This is a genomic window from Paenarthrobacter sp. R1 (genome assembly GCF_030264015.1).
GTDB lineage: Bacteria > Actinomycetota > Actinomycetes > Actinomycetales > Micrococcaceae > Arthrobacter > Arthrobacter ureafaciens.
Genome location: NZ_CP127115.1, coordinates 265200 through 287647, shown reverse-complemented (window position 1 = coordinate 287647; position 22448 = coordinate 265200). Strand labels below are relative to the sequence as shown.

Sequence of the window (22448 nt, the reverse complement as noted above, 5' to 3'; positions counted from 1 at the left end):
GCGGTCCGGATCCGGACTGTGGCCGCCGGCACTAAGCTTCTGCCATGCCGAACATCATTGAATTCAGCGGTCCGGTGCTGGTTTCCGCGCATGAGGAACGCCGGGGCCTGTGGTCCGTGGACGGCCGCCTGACCTTCAGCCGTCCGGAAGCTGCCCCGGATACCGTGCTGGAGGGCTGGGTCCTGCCCGGATTCGTTGATGCCCACTGCCACATTGGCCTGGGAGCCGGCGGGGCAGTGGATGAGGCCACCACCCTGGAGCAGGCCCGTACCGATTTGTCCGCCGGGACGCTGCTGGTCCGTGATGCCGGCTCCCCGGCCAATACGAGGTGGGTCCAGCAGCGTACGGACCTGCCAAGGCTGATCCGGGCGGGACGGCACATTGCGAGGAGCCGGCGCTACCTGCGCGGCCTCGGACACGAGGTGGAGCCGGAGCAGCTGGTGGAGACCGTTCGAAAGGAAGCGCGCGACGGCGACGGTTGGGTCAAGCTGGTTGGCGACTGGATCGACCGCGGCGTGGGAGACCTGGCGCCTTCTTTTCCGGCGGCGGTGGTCAAGGACGCCATCGCTGCAGCCCACGACGAGGGCGCACGGGTAACCGCGCATTGCTTCGCGGAAGAAACCTTGGATGACATGCTCGATGCCGGCATCGACTGCATCGAACATGCCACCGGGCTCCTGCCGCGGCACATCCCGCGGCTTGTGGAACAGGGTGTCCCGATCGTTCCCACCCTGGTCAACATTGCCACGTTCCCCGATATCGCGGCCCAGGCCGGGCCCAAGTTCCCCGACTACGCGCAGCACATGACCGCATTGTGGGAGCGCCGGCGCGAACGGGTCCTCGAGGCCTATGAAGCCGGTGTTTCCATCTATGCCGGCACTGATGCCGGGAGCGTTATCAAGCATGGCCGCATAGCCGACGAGATGCAGGAACTGCACGACGCCGGCCTGCCGCCTTCAGCGGTCCTCGAGGCTGCTGCGTGGGGCGCCCGGAGGTGGCTGGGAGCCGAGGGCGTCAGCGAAGGGGCGAGTGCCGACGTCGTGATTTGCAGGGAGGATCCCCGCCGCGCCCTGGCTACCGTGCGTGAACTTAGCCACGTGGTTCTGCGGGGCACCATCGTTCGTTAGGAATAAATTGAAGCTTCAAGTAATTTAGTAAGGTAGAACGTGCCGAAAGGCGGCCGCCGAACTACCGGGAGCATCACATGACCACGCCATCCAGCCAGGACCTCCTGCCAGCCGAACTCACCATGGGCACTGTCATGCTCAGGGTCGGCGACATGAAGGTGATGAGCGACTATTACCAGCGCGCCCTCGGCCTGCAGGTCATAGCGGAGCAGGACGGCGGCCTGTACCTGGGCCGCCTGGGGAAGCCGGTGGTCCATCTGGCTCCCGCAGCGGGCTTGCAGCTGCCCGGGCGCGGGGAAGCGGGGCTGTTCCACACCGCAGTCCTGTTCGAGGACCAAGCGTCCCTCGCCGCCACCATTGCCACGGCCGCGCAGTACGAACCCCGCGCGTTCGTTGGCAGCGCTGACCACTTGGTGAGCGAAGCCTTCTACTTCACCGACCCCGAAGGCAACGGCATCGAGTTGTACTACGACAAGCCGAGGAACGTCTGGCAATGGGACGGCAAGAACGTGGTCATGGACAACGTGGCGCTGCCTCCGCAGGCGTACCTCCAGCAACACCTGAGCGAGGCCGCCATCGTGGGGCAGCAGGGGGCCGCGGCCGGGATCGGGCACGTCCACCTCCAGGTGGGCGATGTTTCCACAGCGCAGAAGTTCTACGTTGACACCCTTGGCTTTGAAAAGACCGCGGGGTGGCATGGCCAGGCGCTGTTCGTCTCGGCGGGCGGCTACCACCATCACATGGCCATGAACGTCTGGAACAGCAGGGGAGCGGGCCCGCGCAAGGACACTCTGGGCCTGGGTGAAGTGCTCATCGAAGTCCCGTCGAATGATGACGTCGCAGCGCTCGCCGACCGTCTCCGCGTGGCCGGCCTGCAAAGCCACCACACCGGCCTTGAGCTCCGCTTCGAGGATCCGTGGCGCAACCAGCTGCGGGTTGCCGTCCGCTGAGGCGGCATCCGCCGGCGCGTGGCTGCATTAGGCTAGGCGATGGCGGTGCCGGTTCCATGTCCTGCGCAGCCTCCCGCGGTTGGGCGGGGCATGTCAGCACGAAGGAAATGAGTACGTTCCATGGGCTTTGCCGAAATCTTTGTAGCCACCCACGATGAAGCCCTCAAGCGGGCAGCTGCACTCGAACGCGGCGCCGATGTGGCCGGTTCTGCTGTGCGCATCGAAGGCATCACCGATTTTGAGGTGGAGCAGCTCGGTGATCTTGCAGGGCAGGCAGTGCACGCCTCCGGCGCTGATTATGAACTCGCCCTGGTGGACGTCACCAGCGATTCGCTGCTGGGTGTTCCGGAAGCAATGGTGCGGGCCCTCGCCGAGCTGCTGACCTACCAGAGCGAAGGCGACGGCAACGTGCTGGACGACGTCGCAGAGGCCTGGACTTCCCAGGAGGACATGCCGTTCGGCGCTGCGGAATCCCGCGGGTACGTCCAGCAGTTGGCTGCACTTGCCAGCGATGTCGAAAAAATCGACCGCGCCGGCCTGTATGTGTGGTCAATTTCCTGAACCTCGCAGGCAAGTGCGCGGGGCGAAGTCGTAAATACTCCTGTCATCTGGCACAATAGACAGGTACTCGATCGGTGCGGCCCCTCTCTCCGTGCTCGTATCTTGTCCTTCGAACCCCCTAGTATGGCCCGCCCCACGGGTGCAGAACGTCGGGTTCACCCTCGTTTCAGAAACAGGAGTGACCACAAAAGTGGCCGTAAAGATTCGCCTTAAGCGCTTCGGTAAGATGCGCGCACCGTACTACCGCATTGTCGTCATGGATGCCCGCGCCAAGCGCGACGGCCGTGCCATCGAAGAAATCGGCAAGTACCACCCCACCGAAGAGCCGTCGTACATCGAGGTCGCTTCCGAGCGTGCCCAGTACTGGCTGTCCGTTGGCGCCCAGCCGACCGAGCAGGTTGCCGCGATCCTCAAGATCACCGGTGACTGGCAGAAGTTCAAGGGCCTGCCTGGCCAGGAAGGCACCCTGAAGACCAAGGCTCCGAAGGAAGCTTTCGTGGCTCCGGAGAAGGGTTCCGTCATCATTCCGGAAGCCATCACCAAGAAGGCCAAGAAGGAAGAAGCCGTCGAGGCTGAAGCAGAGACCACCGAGGCTGAGTAAGTTGCTGGCAGAAGCGCTCGAACACCTGGTCCGTGGGATTGTTGACAGTCCGGACGATGTCAAGGTCAGTGCCAAGAACAACCGCCGCGGGGAATCCCTCGAGGTGCGTGTTCACCAGGACGATCTCGGCCGGGTAATCGGTCGCCAAGGACGCACCGCACGCGCACTGCGCACGGTGGTTGCGGCTTTGGCCGGTGGCGATCAGGTCAGGGTTGACGTCGTCGACACCGACCGCCGCCGGTAACGCGCTCAGCATTATTTGCCTTTGGTCCGGCCCCTCCACCGAATATGGTGGAGGGGCCGGATTGCTTTATCAACCAAACACCCCCGCGGCCACGGCCCGCGGATGAAACCAGAATTCAGAGGAACCCATGCAGCTCCAGGTGGCCCGGATCGGCAAACCCCACGGCATCCGCGGCGAGGTCACGGTCCAGGTACTGACCGACGCTCCCGCTGAGCGGTTCGTCGCGGGAACAGAGTTCGTAGTGGAGCCGGCCTCCTCCGGACCGTTGACCGTCCGCAGCGCCCGCTGGAACAAGGACATCCTCTTGCTCGGTTTCGAGGAAGTGGCAGACCGCAACGCAGCGGAACTGATCCGCGGAGCCAAGCTCTTCATCGAAACCGAAGACCTTGATGAGGACGACGACGAAGGCTGGTATGAGCACGAACTGCTGGGCCTCCAGGCCAGGGTCGGCTCCCAGGTAGTGGGGAAGGTCGCGGCGCTCAATACGATGCCGGCGCAGGACCTGCTCGTGGTCGAAACCGGAGACGGCAAGGAAATCCTCATTCCGTTCGTGGATGAGATCGTCCCCGAAGTCAACATTGAGGCGGGCTACATCCTCATCACTCCGCCCGCAGGGCTCTTCGAGATCAACGACGACGCCGAACCCGCCGAGGGGTCCGCTGAATGAGGATCGACGTCGTCAGTATCTTCCCGGAGTACCTCGCGCCCCTGGAACTCTCGCTCATCGGCAAGGCCCGCCAGGACGGGATCCTGGAACTGAATGTCCACGACCTCCGGACTTTCACCTCCGACAAGCACCGGACAGTGGACGACACCCCTTACGGCGGCGGTGCAGGCATGGTCATGAAGCCCGAGCCGTGGGCCCGGGCGCTGGAGTCCGTGGCCCCGGACGCGCAGAAGAAGCCGGTCCTGATTGTGCCATCCCCGGCCGGAGAGCGTTTCAACCAGGCACTCGCCTACGAGCTCGCCGAGGAGGAGCGCCTCGTTTTCGCGTGCGGCCGCTACGAAGGCATTGATGAACGGGTTATCGACTGGGCGCATGAGCATTTCACGGTACGCCCGGTCAGCCTGGGGGACTACGTCCTGAACGGTGGCGAAGTGGCGGTGCTTGCGATGGTGGAAGCAATCGGCCGCTTGTTGCCCGGTGTCGTGGGCAACCCGGAGTCCCTGGTTGAGGAGTCCCACTCCGATGGGCTGCTGGAGTACCCGGTCTACACCAAGCCTTCATCCTGGCGGGAGCATGACGTGCCGGACGTCCTCCTCAGCGGCAACCACGGAAAGATCGCGCAGTGGCGCAAGCACCAGCAGTTCCGCCGCACAGCGGAACGCCGGCCGGACCTCCTTGCCGGTTTTGACGCCTCCGGATTGAGCCGCGCAGACCGAACCGCACTGGCTGACCTGGGCTACGACGTCGTTGACGGGCGCCTGAGCCCCCGCCCTGGTGCCGTCCCGGACGAAAGGTCCTGACCGCCGTCGGGCGCTGACCGGCCTGATTGGCTCGTTGGTGCCGCTTATGGCAGAATTAACCCTTGTGTCTACTGGGCTGCCACCTGCCACAGGGGGAGTTCAGCCAACAGCCGGACAAACGGTGGCGCCAATCAGCGGCGGCACCGTTCACAAAGAATCTTCGGCGGAAATTTCCGTGGGCCTCACTGCCCCGGGCTTGTCCGCCGTGACCCAAAGTGAATGACCTGTGGCGTTCACCAGGAGTGGATTAATGCATATCCTCGATAGCGTAGATGCAGCCTCGCTGCGTAACGATGTTCCGGAGTTCCGCGCGGGCGACACCCTCAAGGTTCACGTCAACATCATCGAAGGCAAGAACTCCCGCGTCCAGGTATTCCAGGGCTTCGTCCTGGGTCGCCAGGGTGACGGCGTTCGCGAAACCTTCACCGTACGCAAGGTTTCCTTCGGTGTCGGCGTAGAGCGTACCTTCCCGGTACACTCCCCGATCATCGACAAGATCGAGGTCGTCACCAAGGGTGACGTCCGCCGCGCCAAGCTTTACTACATGCGCGCACTGCGCGGTAAGGCTGCGAAGATCAAGGAAAAGCGCGACTTCGCCAAGTAAGTCCACCAACTTACGCAACGGGTCCAGGATTCGTGCCCGGAGGGTTCCGGAGCAATCCGCAACGCAACACAGGATACGAGTCATGGACACAGCAGAACGCCAGCCCCGGAAACAGGGCTGGCGTTTTGCGTTGCTGGCGCTGGTGCTCGCGGTGGCCATCAGCGGCCTGGTCCGGTCGCTGTGGATCGACGTCTATTACATCCCGTCCGAATCCATGGAACCGCTCCTGGAAACAGGCGACAGGATCCTTGTATCCAGGACGGCCTTCAGCGATGAACCCATTGCCCGGGGCGACGTCATGGTTTTCGACGGCCGCGGTTCCTTTGCCCCGCTCAGCAGTGGAAAGGGTCCCTTGGTGGACGCCGTCAACGCCGCCGGGCAGTGGTTCGGCCTGATAGGCAGCGATACCACCTATGTGAAGCGGGTCCTGGGTATTCCCGGTGACCACGTGCAGTGCTGCGATGACGCCGGACGCGTGACGGTCAACGGCCAGGCCGTTGAGGAGCCCTACCTCTTTCCGGGCGACGAGCCGAGTAAGCAAAAGTTCGACGTCGTTGTGCCCGAGGGGCGCTTGTGGCTGATGGGCGACCACCGTTCCCGTTCCGCCGATTCCAGGGCGCTGCTGGGGGCGCCAGGTGGCGGTATGGTTCCGATCGACCGGGTTATCGGTAAGCCGGTCCGGATTATCTGGCCACTTGATAGATTTGCAGAGATGCCTCGCTACCCGCAGGCCACCCCGACAAAGAACGGACACTAAATGCCGGACAGAGTTCCAGAAAATCCCGAGCGGCACGACGACGACGCGCGGCTCTTGGATGGAACCCCCGGCACCGAAGGTGCCACTGAACGGGAAACGGGTACCGAAGGTGCCACTGAACGGGAAACGGGTACCGAAGGTGCCGACGACACCCGGGCTTCGCGTAACGCACGGGGAGGCAAACGCACGCAGAACGTGGCGATTGTGTGGCTCAAGGAAATCGTCACGGTGGTGGCCATCGCGTTGGTGCTGTCTTTCCTCCTGAAGACATTCCTGTTCCGTGCGTTCTGGATTCCGTCCGAGTCGATGGAAGCTACCTTGGACGTCAACGACCGGATCTTCATCAACCTGCTGGTACCGGGGCCCTTCGACGTGGCCCGCGGGGACGTGGTGGTCTTCAAGGACTCCCAGGGGTGGTTGACGCCGATCGAGAAGAAGCCGGCGGGCCCCATGGACTGGGTCGGTGACACCCTTGAGTTCGTTGGCCTCATGGCCGATGACAGCGAACAGCACCTGGTCAAGCGTGTTATTGGACTGCCCGGAGACCATGTGACGTGCTGCGACGCCGGGGGACGGGTGAGCATCAACGGCGTTCCCTTGGACGAGACCTACATCAATCCCGCAGAGGTGCCCACCCCGGACACCTTCGATGTGGTTGTTCCCGAGGGCAAGGTCTGGGTGATGGGGGATAACAGGAACCACTCGGCGGACTCACGCTTGCATCAGGAGGCCAACGGTGGCTTCATCAATATTGAGGATGTGGAGGGCAAAGCGGAAGTCATCGCGTGGCCCATCAGCAGGTGGAGCGTCCTGGACAGCCACTCCGACGTTTTCAAGAATGTACCCGCCGGCACAACAGGTAAGTAGATGGCAACGGCAGCAAACCGAACCAAAGGCACGGCCCCGGCCAAGGCAAAGGCGAAACTCAAAGGCGGCCTGAAGGCCAGGGCGAAGCAGGTTGTGGAATTTCCCACTCTGGACGTCGAACGCACCTTCCTGGCCTCCGGTGCCCGGCTCCTCGCCGGCGTTGACGAGGTGGGCCGGGGTGCGCTGGCAGGTCCGGTAAGTGTTGGAATTGCCGTGGTGAACCTTGAGGATCATCCGCTGCTGGCCGACGTCCGGGACAGCAAGCTCCTCAAGCCCGAGGACAGGGACAGGTTGGAGCCCTTGGTCAGGGAGTGGGCTGTTGCCAGCGCGGTGGGGCATGCCTCGTCGCAGGAAATCGACTCGATCGGGATCATCGCCGCCCTTCGCCTTGCCGGCACCCGGGCATGGTGCGAGATCCTCTCCGGAGGCATCACGCCGGATGTGGTGTTGTTGGATGGCAGCCACAATTGGCTTTCTCCTGAAGTCCAGGTTTCGCTGTTCGACGCGGCGCCGGAGGGGCCCGGCTGTGAGGCTCCGGTCCACACCCGTATCAAGGCGGACATGAGCTGCTTGAGCGTGGCCGCAGCCAGTGTCTTGGCCAAAGTCGCCAGGGACCGCATCATGGTTGATTTGCACGCCGAGGTTCCGGCGTACGGATGGAATGAAAACAAGGGCTACGCCACTCCCGCGCACCGTGAGGTTATCCGGACCCGGGGCCCAAGCGCGTACCACCGGACAAGCTGGCATCTGACGGGCCCGGAGGTCTCTTGACGAGCCGCGGAGTGCCGGCCCGACGCTCCTGGCTTTGTGGATCCGGCCAATGGTGCAAGATGGAACTATGAGCGCCGAAGACCTTGAGAACTACGAAACCGACATGGAGCTGCAGCTCTACCGCGAGTACCGGGATGTGGTCGGGCTGTTCAGCTACGTGGTTGAAACGGAACGGCGTTTCTATCTGGCCAATCACGTGGACCTGCAGGCCCGGAGCGCCGATGGTGAAGTCTACTTCGACCTGACCCTCCAGGATGCCTGGGTTTGGGACGTCTACCGTTCTGCGCGCTTCGTCAAGAACGTCCGCGTGATCACGTTCAAGGACGTGAATGTGGAGGAACTTCCCCGCAACGAGGACCTGGCGCTGCCCAAGGATGGCGACCTGGGGGATCTCGGCAACTAGCTCCCGCTCCACTTTTCCTCCACATTCGTCCCGTGTGGATGGATTGTCCACATAGACGCATCATGAGCTGCCCTCAAAGGTCGCCAGCCGGAAGGCTTGGTGGCGGAGGTGGTGCTCATGCGAGCAAAGGACGTTCTTGGCCGCGAAGGCGAAAGCGTGGCCGCTGCATTTCTTGAAGGCCAGGGAATGCAGGTTGTCGATCGCAATTGGCGGTGCGGGGAAGGCGAAATAGACATCGTCGCCCTTGACGGCGACACCCTGGTCATCGCCGAGGTGAAGACCAGGCGAAACGTGGCCTTCGGCCATCCCTTTGAAGCAGTGGGACCGGAGAAGCTGGCCCGGCTTCATCGGCTGACATCCTCATGGTGCAGGGAACGCGGGGTGAACCCGTCGCGCCGCCGCGTGGACGTCGTGGGCGTTATCCACGACGGCGTGGGGTCACCGCACGTCGAACACCTCCGGGATGTGTGCTGATGGCCGTCGGGCGCAGCTACGGAGTAGCCCTCGTGGGGCTGAACGGCTACATCGTGGAAGTCGAGGCCGATATCGGCCAAACGCTCCCCGCCTTTGTGATCCTGGGTCTTCCGGACGCTGCGTTGAATGAGGCCAAGGAACGGATCCGGTCTGCTGCCAGGAACTCCGGGATTCCCTTGAGCAGGCGGAAGATCACCGCCAACCTGATCCCCGCATCGCTGCCGAAACGGGGTTCGGGGTTTGACCTTGCTATTGCCATGGCGGCATTCCAGGCTGCCGAGGACGTCAGGTCAACCAGCGGCACGGTGTTCATCGCCGAACTGGGCCTGGACGGCAGGCTGAGGCCCGTGAGGGGTATCCTGCCCGCCGTCATGGCTGCGGTGAATGCGGGCTACCCGGACATTGTGGTGGCCGAAGCAAACGCAGCAGAGGCCAGGTTGGTGCCGGGCGCGCACGTCCGCGGGTACACCACGCTCGCGCGGCTGGCCTACGATTTTGGCGCAGATCCCAAAGAGCTGGCTTTGGACTTTGACCCACCAGCGGAGGACGCGCCTGAGGGAGACGGCTGCACGGAAGCCCTGCCGCCCGACCTGAGCGACGTATCCGGCCAATCCGAAGCGCGGCAGGCATTGGAGGTCGCAGCGGCCGGTGGTCACCACATGCTGCTGACCGGACCTCCGGGTCCATGCACTTAACCATAGATATGATAATTCGCTCGTATACGAGGCATTCCTGGCGCCGGCACTGCCGCCGGAGACGTCCGGAAACCGAGTGATCAGCGGCCGTCCCCCTCGGAGTCTGGGTGCTCATTAGTTGTCTTGGGACCGCCTGCCATGCAGCGCGCAGCAATCTGAAGCCCCGACAAACTTGGGGAATCGTCCCCACCTCGGGCCTGACAGAGCTAGCCTTGATACAGGTGATGGATCCCACCCTGGCGGGTTGAATGCCTGTCCGGACCGCCGATTGGCTGATGGTTCCTGTCCGGCTGCAAGGGCAGGAGGCTGTTATGACAGGAAATCAAGGTCGGCTCGGCTTCTTCGAAACGCCGCAGCGTGACAGGCTCACCGGGGTGTTGGTGCCCCCGGGTCCGTTGGAACTCTCGGTTGAGGAAGTGCGCCAGCTGTGGTCTTTCGTTCATGGGGACATCATGGACGGGAGTTTGCGCCGGTTGCTGCGCGCCTCGTTGGGCTTGTGCCCGCGTCATGCGTGGGCCTACGCGGTGGTGGAAGTGGAGTTGTGGCAGGCAGGTGCCGGTGCGCGGGGAGGGCACCAGCCTTTTGATGTCACGATCCTTTATGAGGATCTGCTGGAACATGTCGCGGATGGGTTGGACCGGAAGAGCGGGCTGTTGCACCGGCATCCGGAGGAGGTGCTTGTGCCGGTCGGACCCTGTCGGATCTGCCAGGATCTGGCGTCCCCGGATCTTCCGGGGCTGCGCATGGGCTATGCAAATTCGAACACCGAAGCCCTGACCGTTGAGGCGAACGCCCTGGTCCACACCACCACGTGGTGTCTTGAGACTGTGGGTCTCTGGCGGGACAGGGTCTGCCCGGATTGTGATCCCGGCGCACCGGAAGGGGCAGGGGATCCGGTGTTGTTGTGCCGCTTCCACCTGGCTGGGAGAGGCCCGTTGCCGGAGCAATTGAGGCACGCGGTAGCGGGCCGGCTGCGGGAAATCCGGGGTCGGATGCGGCACCTGACCGAATCCATGACGGATTACGGGAGCCCGGCGGGTGCGGTGGAAAACACGTCATGGATCGAGGCTCTTGGCTTCTTCGCCGGCTGGGGTCTGCCCTTGTATCTGGCGACCGACCCGCGGGAGGCGTGGCCCGCGCCGGGCAGCCAAGGCACTGAACAGGGCGGATGACCGCGTCACATTCTGGCGCGCGTAGCCAATGTGCCGGTAGTCTCTGTTCACGGTGATGGATCCCGCCGGAATACGTTGCACCTAAGGGTGCGGGTGTTCGAACCGCCGCATGGCTGATGGTTCCTGCCTTTGCTATACGAAGGTAGGTGACCCATGCCCGCAGCCGGCAACCTGGTCCTGCTCCGCCACGGCCAGAGCGTCCTGAACGCACAGGACCGGTTCACCGGGTTGCTTGACACGCCCCTGAGCGCCGCCGGCAAAGCCGAAGCAGCCCGCGCAGGAACGTCGCTGGCGTCTGCGCCTTTCAGTCCGGCCGTCATCTATACCTCCACGCTTAGGCGCACCGTGGATACGGCCCGCCTTGTCCTGACCGCGCTGGAGAACCCTGCCGTGCCGGTGGTTCCGGTGTGGGAGTTGAACGAGCGCAGCTATGGGGCGCTGACCGGCCGGGCGAGGAGCGAGTTGTTGTGTGAACTCGGGCCGGAAGTTTTCCACTTTTGGCGGCGCTCCTACTACGGGGCGCCGCCGCCCATGTCCGGGACCCAGCTGAACCGGATCCGCCGCAGCAGCGCTTTTGAGGGCCTGCCTCCGGAGGCGTTGCAGGCCACTGAATCCCTGTGCGGAGTGGTCAAACGGGTCAGGGCCTTTTGGTATCGGCGACTTCGTCCCCGTCTGGAGGCCGGGGCGGATGTGCTGGTCGTCGGTCACGGGAACTCCCTGCGGGCCTTGTGCTGCGTGGTGGACCGGCTCACCGAGGGCGAGGTCGAGGCGCTGAATATCCCCACCGGGCACCCGCTGCTGTACCGGTTCACCCCTGGAATGGTGCCCGTGGTGCGGGGCGGCGAGTATCTGGATCCGCTGGCGGCGCGGACCGCCGCCGCCCTGGTCGACGCCGCCGGCGGGACCTGACACCGAGGACGAGGAAATGGAGCACAGCATTATGAATGACCTTCAGATCACCGGGGTACGCGCCCTGCAGATCCTGGATTCCCGCGGTTACCCGACCGTTAAGGTCTGGCTCACCGCGAATGACGGGACCATTTCGGTTGCATCCGCCCCGTCCGGGGCCTCCACGGGTGCGCACGAGGCGGTGGAGCTGCGCGACGGCGGAGCGGAGTATTCGGGCCGGGGCGTGGAAAAAGCTGTGGATAATATTCGGGGTGAAATAGCCGACCTTTTGACCTCCCGTTCCTGGGGCACCCTGGCGGATCTGGACCAGGCCCTCGTCTCCCTGGACGGCACCCCCGGCCGGTCCAGGCTGGGGGCCAACGCGATCGTTGCCGTGTCGATGGCTGCAGCCCGGGCCTTCGCCGCGGCCGCTGGCGCCCCTTTGCATGTCTGGATTGGGCAGCGGCTCGGGCGGGGTGGCCGGTTGCCGGTGCCGCACTTCAATGTCCTCAACGGCGGCCAGCACGCGGCGAACCCGCTGGAGTTCCAGGAATTCATGATCGCACCCGCCGGGGCGCCGTCCTTCGCCGACGGCCTGCGCTGGGGTTCGGATGTCTACCACGCCCTCGCGAAGCGGCTGAAGCAGCAGGGACTGGCGACCGGTCTGGGTGACGAAGGCGGCTATGCCCCGGCCATTGCCCGGCCCGAGGAAGCGCTGGATCTGATCGTGGCCGCGATCGAGGACGCCGGATACACCCCGGGCCGGCACGGCATCGCGATCGCCCTGGACCCGGCCGCGAACTCCTTCTACACCGAGGGAACCTATACCGTCGCAGGCCGCGCCCACAGCACTGACCAGATGATCCACTACTACGAGAAACTCATCGCTGATTACCCGATCTGGAGCCTGGAGGACCCTCTGGCTGAAGAAGACACCGACGGGTGGCCCGCGCTCACCGCAGCCCTTGGGAATCGGGTGCAGGTGGTTGGTGATGACCTGTTCGTCACCTCAGCGGACCGTGTCCGGGACGGAATCAATACCGCTTCCGCGACCGCGGTGCTGATCAAACCCAATCAGGCCGGCACCGTGAGCGAAACCTTCGACACCCTCACCGCCGCGGCCGAGGGCGGCTTCGGTGCCATGGTCTCGCACCGGTCCGGGGAAACCGACGATACCTTTGTGGCTGACCTTGTCGTCGGAGCAGGGTGTGGGCAGCTGAAATCCGGGGCACCGGCCCGCGGGGAACGCGTCGCAAAATACAACCGCCTCCTGGAGATCCAGGACGAAAACCCGGACCTGCCCTACGGACCCACCGGAACCCACCTGAACGACCAATAGCCCCCGCGACAGGAGACCTTATGAACGAGCCTGCGAAGGACACCCACCCCGCCGGGCCCGCCTACGTGCCCAGGAAAATCAGCGGACCGGTACTGATGGGAGTGGTCCCCGGCCAGCCGCTGGCTGTGGCACACCGTGCCGCGGAACTTGCCTACAGCCTGGGGGTGAAACTGATCTGCGCCTACGTAGACATCACCTCCTACCTCGCCGAGGAACCCGACGGCCGGGCCGAGGCGCTGCCGATAGACCCTGACGGCATCGATGACGACATCGAAGGCATCAGCGCAGGGATCTCCGAACACCTCGCCGACGCCCTCCAGGATGCAGGCATTGACTGGTCCTTCGTGACCCTGGCCGGGGACCCGGCCAGGGCACTGGGACGCCTCGCTGAATCCACGGACGCGTCTGTCATCGTCGTCGGGACCCGGGAACGGGGGTTCGGCGCCCGCTTCGAGGAAATCCTCGTCGGCTCCGTCGCGGTCCATCTCACGCACCGCCAACACCGGCCCGTCCTTGTCGTCCCCCTCGCCCCACATACCAAGCACCATCCGAAGGACGGCCGCTGATGGAACCGCCCATTCCCGGGTCGGGAGCACCGTCCCGCACCTCCGGGGCAGCCGAAACGACGTCCGGGACGGACGAAGATTTGCTTCCTATCGACAGTGACGCCCCCGAGGTAACCGCGGGGGACATTGATCTTGATGCGGGGACCCTCGGGGAGGTCCGTGCTCACCGCCCGATCCACCTGCACCCGGGATTTGTCCTGGTCGTGATCGCCGGCGGCGTGTTCGGCGCCCTGGCCCGGTACGGGCTCAGTACCGTCCTGCCAGCACCGGGCGGGTGGCCGCTGCCCACCCTGGTGACCAACCTGGCCGGGGCCCTCCTGCTCGGTGGCCTGCTCGAAGCTCTGGTCCGGCGGGGCCCGGACGCCGGCAGGCGCAGGATCATCCGCCTGCTCGCCGGGACCGGGTTCATGGGCGCGTTCACCACCTACAGCACCCTGGCCCTGGAAACGAACACCCTCCTGGACGCCGGCAGGATCACCGACGGCCTGCTCTACCTCGCCACGACCCTGATCGTCGGAGCCGCGGCGACAGTGGCAGGAATCTGGTTGGCCGCAGGCCACCACACCCGGGCAACCACCCGGCAGGAGGGCGGCCGGTGAATCCACTGACCATCATCCTGCTTGGTCTGGCCGGCGGGCTCGGTGCCGGGACCCGCTTCGTCGTGGACGGGCTGGTCCGTTCCAAACTCCGCAGCGCCCTGCCGGTCGGGACCATCGCCATCAACATCACCGGGTCCTTCCTCCTGGGCCTGGTCGCGGGGGCGGTTATCTTCCATGCCGCACCCGTGGAGCTGCAGGCCATTGCCGGGACCGGGTTCCTGGGCGGCTACACCACGTTCAGCACCGCCAGTTTCGAAACCGTCCGGCTCATCCAGTCCGGCCGCACCGGCCTGGCCCTGGCCAACAGCATCGGTACCGCTGTCGCGGCGGTCGGCGCAGCAGCTGCAGGCTTCGCCATGGCCGGCCTGCTGTGAACCTGAACGCCGGAGGGGTATGCGGCCGGACTTCTTTAACCGGAAATCGTGGGAGGGCAAGGTGGGGTTTGATCTCATCGCCCGGCAGGTAAAAGTTCTGGCCGGTGCTGTGATCGCGATGGAGACCAGGCGCCAGATGGGGAGCAAGAAACTCCTGCCGCTCGACTACGGGTTTTTCGTGCCTGCGGCCGTGCCCTCCTGGCTGCGTGCAAACCTGCGGGCGATGACCACGTCAGTGGAGGAGTGGGAGAGGATGGACAGGACGATGACGAGGGCGACGAGGTGGTAGATCTGGTCAGCCAGTGCGATGCCTGATTCGAGGATGATCAGGCCGTAGACGACCGAGGCGAAGCCCTTCGGCCCGAACCACATCGCGGTGACTTGTTCGCCGAGACTGAGTTTGGCGCCGATGAAGGACACCAGCAGTGCAAGGGGCCTGGCGATGAGGAGGGCGAGCAGGGCGAAGATCCACCCGGCGAAGGGTATGTCGCCGAACAGGAAGGCCGGGGTGATGAGGGCGCCGAAGACCATAATGGCGGCCAGTTTGAGCAGCTCGGTGACGAGTTCGCCGAACTGTTCGAAGTCGTGTCTCAGTCCCTTGCCGAGCGTGGCGACGGTGATGCCCGCGGCGAAGGCGCCCAGGAAAAGGTTGGCGTGGGTTGCCTGGCAGATCGCCAGGACGAGGAGTCCGATGGAGACTGCCAGGAGGGGCTGCATTGACCGGATGGCCTGGAGGAAGGGCAGCCGTTCGAGTCCGAGCACGATGACCGGGACGATGACGCCGACGGCGATGCCGAGGACGATCTCGAGCAGGAGTTCCTCTCCGTGTGCGTTGCTGCCACCGGCGGCGGCGAGCAGGATCAGCACGATGGGCAGCGCCAGCCCGTCGTTGACGCCGGATTCGACGTTCAGCAGGTGCCTGAGCCGGGCGGGGACTTCTTCCCTGCCCACGATGGCGGCGGCGAAAACCGGGTCCGTGGGGGCGAGGATGGCGCCGAGGAGGAAGGACTCCAGCCAGGGCAGCCCGACGAGGTAGTGGGCGAACACCGCGGTCAGGGCCAGGGTCAGTGGCAGGCCGAGCAGCAAGGCCCGGCCGGGGAGCCGCCACGCAGTTCGCAGGTCCCGGAACCCGACGCGCATCCCGTCGGTGAAGAGGACCGAGAACAGCGCCAACTCGGCGAGTCCGCTCACGATCGGATCACCGGACGTGACCGTAATGAATCCGAAGGCTCCGGGCCCCAGGAGGAACCCGCCGACGAGGAAGAGCACGGCGGTGGACAGCACGGTCCTGTGGGCCCGTTCGGAGATCAGCACCCCGATGAGCAACAGGACCGCGAAGGACAACAGCAACGCAGTGGCCACGGATCCCTCCTATTGTCGGTTTCATCAACCCTCGCACAGTGCTGTCGATGGAGGCCGCGACGATAAGACAAATCCAGGCCAGGGTGTCTTACTCAGGAAGGCATCCACTGACGCGGAGCACTGTATTGGGTAGGACAAAAGACCTGTCGCATCTGGGCGTGTTGAGCGAGAATTGAGGTGGTGATGGGGCTCGCCGCGAACTGCATCAAGGTGATGCTGATGGCCTCTACGTGATCAATGCTCGATGATTGCGGGAGGTGGAGGCATTGTCCAAGCTTGTGGTCCATGTGTCATCAACGGTCGGCTCAACCATGCATGAGGACACCGGCCCCGCCGGGGTCAACGGCGGACGGACCGATCTGCGCACCGGGTGGCCTGTGGGGTGGGGTCGGGTAGAGAAGACACTGACTCCCGACGGCCGGGAAGCAGAGGCGCTGGTCCTGATGCGCGAGCCGGCCCTTCCCGGGGTCGACGTCACGGCCCGGCCTGTCGCGGTACTGCATCTGGGAGGCGATGAGCCCGGGGACGAGATTCTGTGCGTGGCTGAAGAACAGTGCTTTTCCGCCCTGACCGACAGGAAGGATCTGCCGCACTGGCACGCGGATCCGGATGCCTGGGCATCGGTGCTGGACCGGATGCTGCCCGGTCATGCCCATCAGGTGGTGGGCTGCAGCTCCGCGGTCGAGGCGGACCACCTCGTCGATGAGGTATACCGGGCTTACCTGCGCTCGACCGGTTGCCCGGAGTGAGTGGCCAGGGCAGGCGCTGAGATGACTTCGTCGTTTGAATCCCCGGTCTCCGCGGTGGACCTGACTCGGTTCGGCCGCGCGTTCTGGCTTCCCCCGTTCGGGGAAGGCAATGGCCTGGACGCCCTCTTTTGGGCCTGCCTGGCAGAACTCCCGCGCCGGACGGTCCGCCGCGCCTTGGAGGCCCTCCGCGACGAGGACATCCCCGGCTGGGCGGCGCCCTTGAAAAAACCAAAGGTTCTCCCACGGGTCAAGGACGGCGATGAGCCGTATCAGCTGTGGGTCGCGACCGTGCGATACAACGGCGCCGAAGATGTCCTCATCCGCGTCCTGAATGAAGAGCGCTGATTACCATGCCCTCTCCGGAAACTGCCGCTTCGATGAGGGAAGGAGCCCAGCTCTCAAGCCAAGCACTGCCTTGCTTGGAAACCGTGGAGGTTCCGTTGCACGTCAACGTCGACGTGCGCGGTTTGGGGCAGAGCCCGATGCAGGCCCTGAGGGTGCTGCTGGTCGCCGATGTGCTTCGACGCCTGGCCGAGGAGCTGCACGGTGTGCCCGTCGTGCTGGCCGTCCTGGACGACGGGAAGGGAACGCCAACGAGCCAAGCTTCCTGGACCAAGACATTCCGCATCCAGGAGCCTTCCCTGCGCGGCCGCTCCGAGTCAGAGGTGCTGGCGTTTTTCGGCGGCCCGGCTGCTGCCGCTTTCAAGACTGCAACCCCGGCAGGTGCGATCAGCGCTGTTCCGGGAGCAGGGAAGGTTCTGGAGATCGGGCCGGTGCAGGCTCCTGTTCCCGCCGATGTCCCACCTCTGACATCAGGCCTGCTCGGCAACCATGACCCGCTCGCGCTGCGCCTCTGCCTTCTCCGGTTCCCCTACGCCGGCCCGGCCGTCCTGTCACGGGCCAGGCTGCACCGCGCGGAGGAAACCCTGCAACGGTGGCGGTTCAAGGTCGCCAACTGGAAGGACATGCCGGTCGCTCATGCCGTCCCCGACGTTCTCGCCGCAGCCGACGGTGCTCTCACCACCGCCCTGGACACGGCCTCGGTGCTGACGCTGCTTCACCGGCTCGAAACGGACCAAAGCCAGGCCTCGGGCAGTAAGTTCGCAACCTTTACACGATTGGACCGTGTGCTCGGGCTGGACCTGCTCCGGATGGTCGGCAAGATCCGCTGGTAAACCAAACCCGTTCCGACTCTGCTGATAGGACCGCAACGTGTGTTTCCCGCTCCTCACCAAGTTCACCAGAGCCCGGCTGGACAGCACCTTCAAATGGATCGACGTGTTCGGGGTATCGCTGCTGGCCGGCGTCGGATTCACCGTCTCGCTGCTCGTGGCCGAACTGAGTTTCGGCCACGGAAGCCTGCACGATGACCACGCGAAGGTGGGTATCCTCGCAGCGTCCGTGCTGGCCGCTCTGCTGGCCGTTGCCGTGTTGCGGACCAGAAACCGGCAGTGCCGGCAGGCCCACGAAGCGGAGATGATCGATTCAGACCACGACGGCATCCCCGACGCCTACGAACCCCGGAATTCCTCCTGACCATTTCCATGAGTGCCATCCCGCGGACGATCGTTCAGCGAAGCTGCAAGGAATGTGACAGCCGGGACGGACCGGCCCGGCAGCCACTCCGCCGTTGCCACGACCCTGACGACAAAGCACCTCCCGGTTTCCCGGAAGGTGCCTTGGTCGTGGGTTCCTGAGCGAACCTGTCAGTGGCCTGCGCCGAGTTTGCCTCCGAGGCGTTCGCGCATCAGGACGCTGGCGTCGTTGAGCCCGACGATCTTCACGTCTTTGCCGTGGTGGTGGTACTTCTCGGTGATCGCGTCCAGCGCGGCGATGGTAGAGGCGTCCCAGAGGTGGGAGGCGTGCATATCGATGACCACGTGCTCGGGATCCCGGGCGTATTCGAACTGGGTGTAGAGGTCGTTGGAAGAGGCGAAGAACAGTTCGCCGTCCACGACGTAGGTGGCGGTTTCGTGGCCGCCGATGGTTTTGACGGTGCGTTCGACGGTGACGAAGTGCGCGACGCGGCGCGCGAACATGACCATGGCCACGAGCACGCCGACGCCGACGCCGATGGCCAGGTTGTGGGTGGCGACGGTGACGATGACGGTGGCGAGCATGACGATGGTTTCGCTCTTGGGCATCATCTTCAGGGTTCGGGGGTGGATGCTGTGCCAGTCGAAGGTGGCTACGGAAACGAAGATCATCACGGCCACGAGAGCGGCCATGGGGATGACGGAGACGATGCCGCCCAGGGCTACGACGAGGATGAGCAGGAAGACGCCGGCGAGGAAGGTGGAGATCCTGGTGCGGGCGCCGGAGGCTTTGACGTTGATCATGGTCTGGCCGATCATTGCGCAGCCACCCATGCCGCCGGTGAATCCGGTGACGATGTTCGCCACGCCCTGGCCCCAGGCCTCGCGGGTCTTATGGGAGCGGGTGTCGGTGACGTCGTCGACGAGCTTGGCCGTCATGAGGGACTCGAGCAGGCCGACGAAGGCCATGGCGAGGGCGAACGGGAAGATGATCTGCAGCGTCTCCAGGCTGAAGGGCACGTTCGGGATGAACAGCGTCGGCAGGGAATCGGGCAGGTCGCCCTTGTCACCCACGGTCGGAACTGCGACGGCCGCAAGAACGGTGATCAGGGTCAGGACCACGATGGCTACCAGCGGGGCCGGGACGGCCTTGGTGAGCTTGGGCAGGCCGAAGACAATGACCAGGCCCAGAGCCACGAGGGGGTAGACCAGCCAGGGAACGCCGAGGAGTTCGGGGACCTGGGACATGAAGATCAGGATGGCCAGGGCGTTGACGAAGCCCACCATGACCGAGCGGGGTATGAAGCGCATGAGCTTCGCGACGCCGGAAAGGCCCAGGATGACCTGGAAGATGCCGGCGAGGATGACGGCGGCGACGAAGTAGTCCACGCCGTGGGACTTCACCAGCGGCGCGATCACGAGGGCGATCGCACCGGTGGCCGCGGAGATCATGGCCGGACGTCCGCCCACGAAGGCGATGGTGACGGCCATGGTGAAGGAGGCGAAGAGCCCGATCCGCGGGTCGACGCCGGCGATGATCGAGAACGCGATGGCTTCCGGGATCAGGGCCAGTGCGACGACGAGTCCGGCGAGGACCTCGGTCTTGAGCCGGCGCGGTGACATCAGGGTTCCCCGCACGGATTGCAGCTGTTCAGGTGTGAACGCCGGGGGGTGTTCGGCTTTGGTGACGGCCATTTCTGGCTCCGTTCATGGTCAAGAAGACGCGCGTCTGCGGCTTCGTTTTGCTAATGAATGAGGGGGCGCAGCGCCGCGCCGGGAAGAGGGGGAATTAGGCTTGAAGGTCTCACCCCACTACCCAAACACTACCCTAACGTGATGGTAGAGTTTAAATCCGAACAGGACGGAGGCGCTGATGACGGCTAAGGCCAGCAGCACCAACACCATGCACATCGGTGAACTGGCAGAACGGACAGGCCTGTCCCTGAGGACAATCCGCCACTACGACGACGTGGGGCTTCTCCCTGCAACGGCGCGGACCGAGGGCGGCTTCAGGGTGTTCTCCGAGGATGACTTCGAACGCCTCATGGTCATCAAGCAGATGAAGCCCCTGGGGTTCTCGCTGGAGGAAATGGCCGAAATTCTTGGCCTCCTCGCCGCCCCGGACGACACCGCACCTGATGGATCCAAGAAGCTCGCGGACTTCCTGGAAAGAGCTGTCCACCAGCGGGCCAAAATGGCCCGGAACCTGGCCCAGGCCGATGAGTTCATCCAGAGGCTCGGCGGGTAGCGTCGGCCAAGCGCTGACAGCTGATCTCACCCCGGCATGGAGCGGCGGAGCGGTGGAGGGAAGGCCCGAACTCGGCGAGAATCCCTGACTCTGGTCTTCCTTGCCGGCCCCATCATCGGTGTCCTGGGCGGCATGATCGGTCTGGGCGGTGCCGAGTTCCGTCTGCCTCTGCTCATCGGGGTCTTCGGCTTCGCCGCGTTACAGGCCATCATCATGAACAAGGCCATGAGCCTGGTCGTCGTCATCACAGCCCCGCCTGCCCGCCTCTTCGGCGTCCCCCTTGCAGAGTTATCGCCCTACTGGTTCATCGTCGTGAACCTTTTGGCGGGCAGCCTTATCGGCGCCTGGATTGGAGCCCACTGGGCGACACGGCTCAAGTCCAAAACGCTCTACCGGGTCATCGCGGTCCTGCTCGTCCTGATCGCCGTGCTGCTGTTTGTCACCCATTTCTTCGCTGTGGACCCGCTCAACATTCCCGCCGGTCCACGGACGGTGCTTGGAGTCGTCGCCGGCATCGTCATCGGTGTCGTGGCTGCCGTGATGGGTATCGCCGGCGGGGAGCTGCTTATCCCCACGATCGTCCTGCTCTACGGCACCGACATCAAGATCGCAGGGAGCCTATCCTTGGCGGTGTCGCTTCCCACCATGCCCGTGGCGTTCGCCCGCTTCAGCAGAGACAAAAGCTTCGCCGTTCTCGGACAAAACAAGCCGTTCCTGGTCGCCATGACGCTGGCTCCATCACGGGAACCGTGATCGGCGGGCTCCTGCTGGGCGTTGTTCCCAGCCTGGTCCTCATTCCCCTGCTCGTCCTGCTGCTGCTGCTGTCTTCGATCAAAGTCTGGAACCACAGCTAGCAACCGTTTCAAAGACCCTAAAGAACGTGCCGGCTGGGGCCAAAAATAACCGTCCTGCCGGGGCCAACAAAGGTTGACATAGCGACCCGGTTATTGCCCGGCACAGGCCGGGGTTGGACGCGCCGGGTTGCTGCCCTTTGGTTTATGGCTCACGCCTGGTACCGCGGGCCATCGTGGACTCGGTCATCTTCCCGGGCTGCCGGGAACATGCGGCGTCCGTGGCGGCCCTGGGTGCCTGCACGAGCACGGCCAGCGGGGTTCGGGTCAGGCGCAGCAGCAGCCGCGACACCGGCCGGTGAAGTATCCACTGGAGGACGAGGGCGATGAGCGCTCCTGCGGCAAGACCTGCCATGGTGTCCGTCGGGTAGTGCATGCCCGTATACACGCGGCCGAAAGCCAGGGCCGCGGCCGCAATTACCGCCACGATCCCCAGTCTCCTGCTGACAAAGAACAGTCCTGCCATGAATGCTCCGGCCATGATGCAGTGGTCACTGGGCATCGAGAAGTCCTGGCCACATGGCAGCAACGCCAGGGCCCCGGCAACGGCATGGCACGGCCGGACACGACCGACCACCGGGGAAAGCAGCTGCTGGTTCAGGACCACTGCGGCCACTACGGCCACCCCGGTCAGCAGAGCCGAGGCTGAGCGTGCAGGAGCATCTGGCTGCAGCCGCCCCCTCAGCCAGCCGATGACGAGCAGCACCGACAGCAGCACCAGGCCGCCCCACAGGGCATAGGAGGCCATAAAGCCATGGAGCCACGGCGTCTGCCGGGCCAGCAAGTTTAGGGCCAGGTACCAGTCACGATCCATTAAGTTCTCCTCCCGGGCCGCGGCACGGCCCCATGAGTTGTGTGATGTCTACAATCGGCCTGTTTGGAAGTGGCCCGTGGCGCCCGGCGGCGTTGCTTGACCAGGCGTTGCTGGTAATGGACTCCACCCCGGGGTACGTGTGGGGGCCGGGCGTACAAGGGCGGGCCAAGGGAAATCCTGGGACAGGACGGGGCCTTCGCGCGGGCGGTCCCGGGCGCCGGGCATAGGTCACCTACCTTCGGTCTCAAAGGCAGGAACCATCAGCCATGCGGCGGTTCGAGCTGTCCAGCTCAGGCGGGATCCATCGCCGTGGCAACTTTACCTTGCCTGGCTGGTCTTCGGTTTCCCTGCCGGGGCCGCGGTCAGTGCTTGTGAACCCTGGAGGCGGGGCCAGGGGCTGTCGGCTGCCCCCCTGTCTGTGTTCGGTCCT

General features: G+C 64.6%; 27 protein-coding genes, 2 pseudogenes and 4 riboswitches. Of the genes and pseudogenes, 26 read left to right on the top strand and 3 right to left on the bottom strand.

Features of this window, described 5'->3' with window-relative positions:
* The first annotated feature begins 44 nt into the window (after positions 1-44).
* From QN084_RS01440 to QN084_RS01345, 20 genes and pseudogenes are all read left to right on the top strand, one after another.
* Positions 45-1127 (top strand): amidohydrolase family protein, encoded by a 1083-nt coding sequence (locus tag QN084_RS01440; RefSeq protein ID WP_069694966.1) that lies wholly within the window; start codon positions 45-47, stop codon positions 1125-1127.
* Between the two features lie 77 nt (positions 1128-1204).
* Positions 1205-2077, top strand: coding sequence for a VOC family protein (locus QN084_RS01435; protein ID WP_021470802.1), 873 nt, complete (start codon positions 1205-1207; stop codon positions 2075-2077).
* 120 nt (positions 2078-2197) lie between these two features.
* The gene (locus QN084_RS01430) at positions 2198-2638 is read left to right on the top strand and encodes a hypothetical protein (protein WP_069694965.1); all 441 of its coding nucleotides are present in this window, start codon (positions 2198-2200) and stop codon (positions 2636-2638) included.
* A 190-nt stretch (positions 2639-2828) separates the two neighbouring features.
* The gene (rpsP, locus tag QN084_RS01425) at positions 2829-3239 is read left to right on the top strand and encodes a 30S ribosomal protein S16 (RefSeq protein ID WP_031216024.1); all 411 of its coding nucleotides are present in this window, start codon (positions 2829-2831) and stop codon (positions 3237-3239) included.
* Between the two features lies 1 nt (position 3240).
* Positions 3241-3483 (top strand): RNA-binding protein, encoded by a 243-nt coding sequence (locus QN084_RS01420; RefSeq protein WP_021470799.1) that lies wholly within the window; start codon positions 3241-3243, stop codon positions 3481-3483.
* Positions 3484-3610: 127 nt separating this feature from the next.
* The gene (gene rimM, locus QN084_RS01415; protein WP_021470798.1) at positions 3611-4150 is read left to right on the top strand and encodes a ribosome maturation factor RimM; all 540 of its coding nucleotides are present in this window, start codon (positions 3611-3613) and stop codon (positions 4148-4150) included.
* Complete coding sequence (gene trmD, locus QN084_RS01410; RefSeq protein ID WP_069694964.1) at positions 4147-4950, top strand: tRNA (guanosine(37)-N1)-methyltransferase TrmD; 804 nt, start codon at positions 4147-4149, stop codon at positions 4948-4950. Before rimM ends, trmD begins: the two co-directional genes overlap by 4 nt.
* 250 nt (positions 4951-5200) lie before the next feature.
* Entirely contained in the window at positions 5201-5554 is a 354-nt protein-coding gene (gene rplS / locus QN084_RS01405; RefSeq protein WP_014922079.1) for a 50S ribosomal protein L19, read from the top strand.
* A gap of 82 nt (positions 5555-5636) precedes the next feature.
* Positions 5637-6311 carry a signal peptidase I gene (gene lepB / locus QN084_RS01400; protein WP_069694963.1) on the top strand — a complete coding sequence of 225 codons (675 nt, stop codon included), beginning with the start codon at positions 5637-5639 and terminating at the stop codon, positions 6309-6311.
* Entirely contained in the window at positions 6312-7178 is an 867-nt protein-coding gene (lepB, locus tag QN084_RS01395) for a signal peptidase I (protein ID WP_062097035.1), read from the top strand.
* On the top strand, positions 7179-7949 hold the full coding sequence (rnhB, locus tag QN084_RS01390) for a ribonuclease HII (protein WP_021470794.1): 771 nt from the start codon (positions 7179-7181) through the stop codon (positions 7947-7949). It abuts the gene before it with no gap.
* Positions 7950-8016: 67 nt separating this feature from the next.
* Positions 8017-8352 (top strand): DUF2469 domain-containing protein, encoded by a 336-nt coding sequence (locus tag QN084_RS01385; protein ID WP_021470793.1) that lies wholly within the window; start codon positions 8017-8019, stop codon positions 8350-8352.
* 108 nt (positions 8353-8460) lie between these two features.
* Positions 8461-8826 (top strand): YraN family protein, encoded by a 366-nt coding sequence (locus QN084_RS01380; RefSeq protein WP_170828544.1) that lies wholly within the window; start codon positions 8461-8463, stop codon positions 8824-8826.
* Positions 8826-9509 (top strand): annotated as a pseudogene (locus QN084_RS01375) (magnesium chelatase domain-containing protein); the annotation flags it as partial. The gene QN084_RS01380 and the pseudogene QN084_RS01375, both read left to right, overlap by 1 nt.
* 223 nt (positions 9510-9732) lie before the next feature.
* A riboswitch (Fluoride riboswitch) is annotated at positions 9733-9813 on the top strand.
* Positions 9814-9832: 19 nt separating this feature from the next.
* Positions 9833-10693 (top strand): hypothetical protein, encoded by an 861-nt coding sequence (locus tag QN084_RS01370; protein ID WP_139126756.1) that lies wholly within the window; start codon positions 9833-9835, stop codon positions 10691-10693.
* 42 nt (positions 10694-10735) lie between these two features.
* A riboswitch (Fluoride riboswitch) is annotated at positions 10736-10826 on the top strand.
* Between the two features lie 20 nt (positions 10827-10846).
* Positions 10847-11602, top strand: a complete 756-nt coding sequence (locus tag QN084_RS01365) for a 2,3-bisphosphoglycerate-dependent phosphoglycerate mutase (protein ID WP_069694961.1) — start codon at positions 10847-10849, stop codon at positions 11600-11602.
* A 31-nt stretch (positions 11603-11633) separates the two neighbouring features.
* A complete protein-coding gene (eno, locus tag QN084_RS01360; protein WP_069694960.1) occupies positions 11634-12920 on the top strand; it encodes a phosphopyruvate hydratase in 1287 nt (428 codons plus the stop codon).
* A gap of 20 nt (positions 12921-12940) precedes the next feature.
* On the top strand, positions 12941-13486 hold the full coding sequence (locus QN084_RS01355) for a universal stress protein (protein ID WP_069694959.1): 546 nt from the start codon (positions 12941-12943) through the stop codon (positions 13484-13486).
* A complete protein-coding gene (locus QN084_RS01350) occupies positions 13486-14085 on the top strand; it encodes a fluoride efflux transporter FluC (protein ID WP_139126755.1) in 600 nt (199 codons plus the stop codon). Before QN084_RS01355 ends, QN084_RS01350 begins: the two co-directional genes overlap by 1 nt.
* A gap of 5 nt (positions 14086-14090) precedes the next feature.
* Positions 14091-14459 (top strand): fluoride efflux transporter FluC, encoded by a 369-nt coding sequence (locus QN084_RS01345; protein ID WP_069695219.1) that lies wholly within the window; start codon positions 14091-14093, stop codon positions 14457-14459.
* A gap of 165 nt (positions 14460-14624) precedes the next feature.
* Here the strand turns inward: QN084_RS01345 and QN084_RS01340 are convergent, their stop codons facing one another.
* On the bottom strand, positions 14625-15821 hold the full coding sequence (locus tag QN084_RS01340; protein WP_083261875.1) for a cation:proton antiporter: 1197 nt from the start codon (positions 15819-15821) through the stop codon (positions 14625-14627).
* 170 nt (positions 15822-15991) lie between these two features.
* A riboswitch (Fluoride riboswitch) is annotated at positions 15992-16057 on the top strand.
* A 30-nt stretch (positions 16058-16087) separates the two neighbouring features.
* On the opposite strand from QN084_RS01340, the gene QN084_RS01335 reads away from it, so the two are divergent.
* The 4 genes and pseudogenes from QN084_RS01335 to QN084_RS01320 all read left to right on the top strand — a co-directional run.
* Positions 16088-16570: an inorganic diphosphatase gene (locus QN084_RS01335; RefSeq protein ID WP_139126754.1), complete on the top strand. Its 483-nt coding sequence runs from the start codon at positions 16088-16090 to the stop codon at positions 16568-16570.
* A 21-nt stretch (positions 16571-16591) separates the two neighbouring features.
* The gene (locus QN084_RS01330; RefSeq protein WP_139126753.1) at positions 16592-16915 is read left to right on the top strand and encodes a hypothetical protein; all 324 of its coding nucleotides are present in this window, start codon (positions 16592-16594) and stop codon (positions 16913-16915) included.
* Between the two features lie 74 nt (positions 16916-16989).
* A complete protein-coding gene (locus QN084_RS01325; RefSeq protein WP_139126752.1) occupies positions 16990-17745 on the top strand; it encodes a cysteine--tRNA ligase in 756 nt (251 codons plus the stop codon).
* 49 nt (positions 17746-17794) lie between these two features.
* Positions 17795-18106, top strand: a pseudogene (locus tag QN084_RS01320) (Na+/H+ antiporter NhaA); the annotation flags it as partial.
* Positions 18107-18276: 170 nt separating this feature from the next.
* On the opposite strand, the gene QN084_RS01315 reads toward QN084_RS01320, so the two are convergent.
* Entirely contained in the window at positions 18277-19800 is a 1524-nt protein-coding gene (locus QN084_RS01315) for a SulP family inorganic anion transporter (protein ID WP_069694955.1), read from the bottom strand.
* 178 nt (positions 19801-19978) lie between these two features.
* Here QN084_RS01315 and QN084_RS01310 point away from each other — a divergent pair, with 178 nt between their 5' ends.
* Both QN084_RS01310 and QN084_RS01305 read left to right on the top strand, forming a co-directional pair.
* Complete coding sequence (locus QN084_RS01310) at positions 19979-20353, top strand: helix-turn-helix domain-containing protein (protein ID WP_069694954.1); 375 nt, start codon at positions 19979-19981, stop codon at positions 20351-20353.
* A gap of 36 nt (positions 20354-20389) precedes the next feature.
* Positions 20390-21106, top strand: coding sequence for a sulfite exporter TauE/SafE family protein (locus tag QN084_RS01305; protein WP_206599676.1), 717 nt, complete (start codon positions 20390-20392; stop codon positions 21104-21106).
* Between the two features lie 243 nt (positions 21107-21349).
* On the opposite strand, the gene QN084_RS01300 is transcribed toward QN084_RS01305, so the two are convergent.
* The gene (locus QN084_RS01300; RefSeq protein WP_069694953.1) at positions 21350-22018 is read right to left on the bottom strand and encodes a phosphatase PAP2 family protein; all 669 of its coding nucleotides are present in this window, start codon (positions 22016-22018) and stop codon (positions 21350-21352) included.
* Between the two features lie 244 nt (positions 22019-22262).
* Positions 22263-22336: riboswitch (Fluoride riboswitch) on the bottom strand.
* Positions 22337-22448 lie beyond the last annotated feature (112 nt).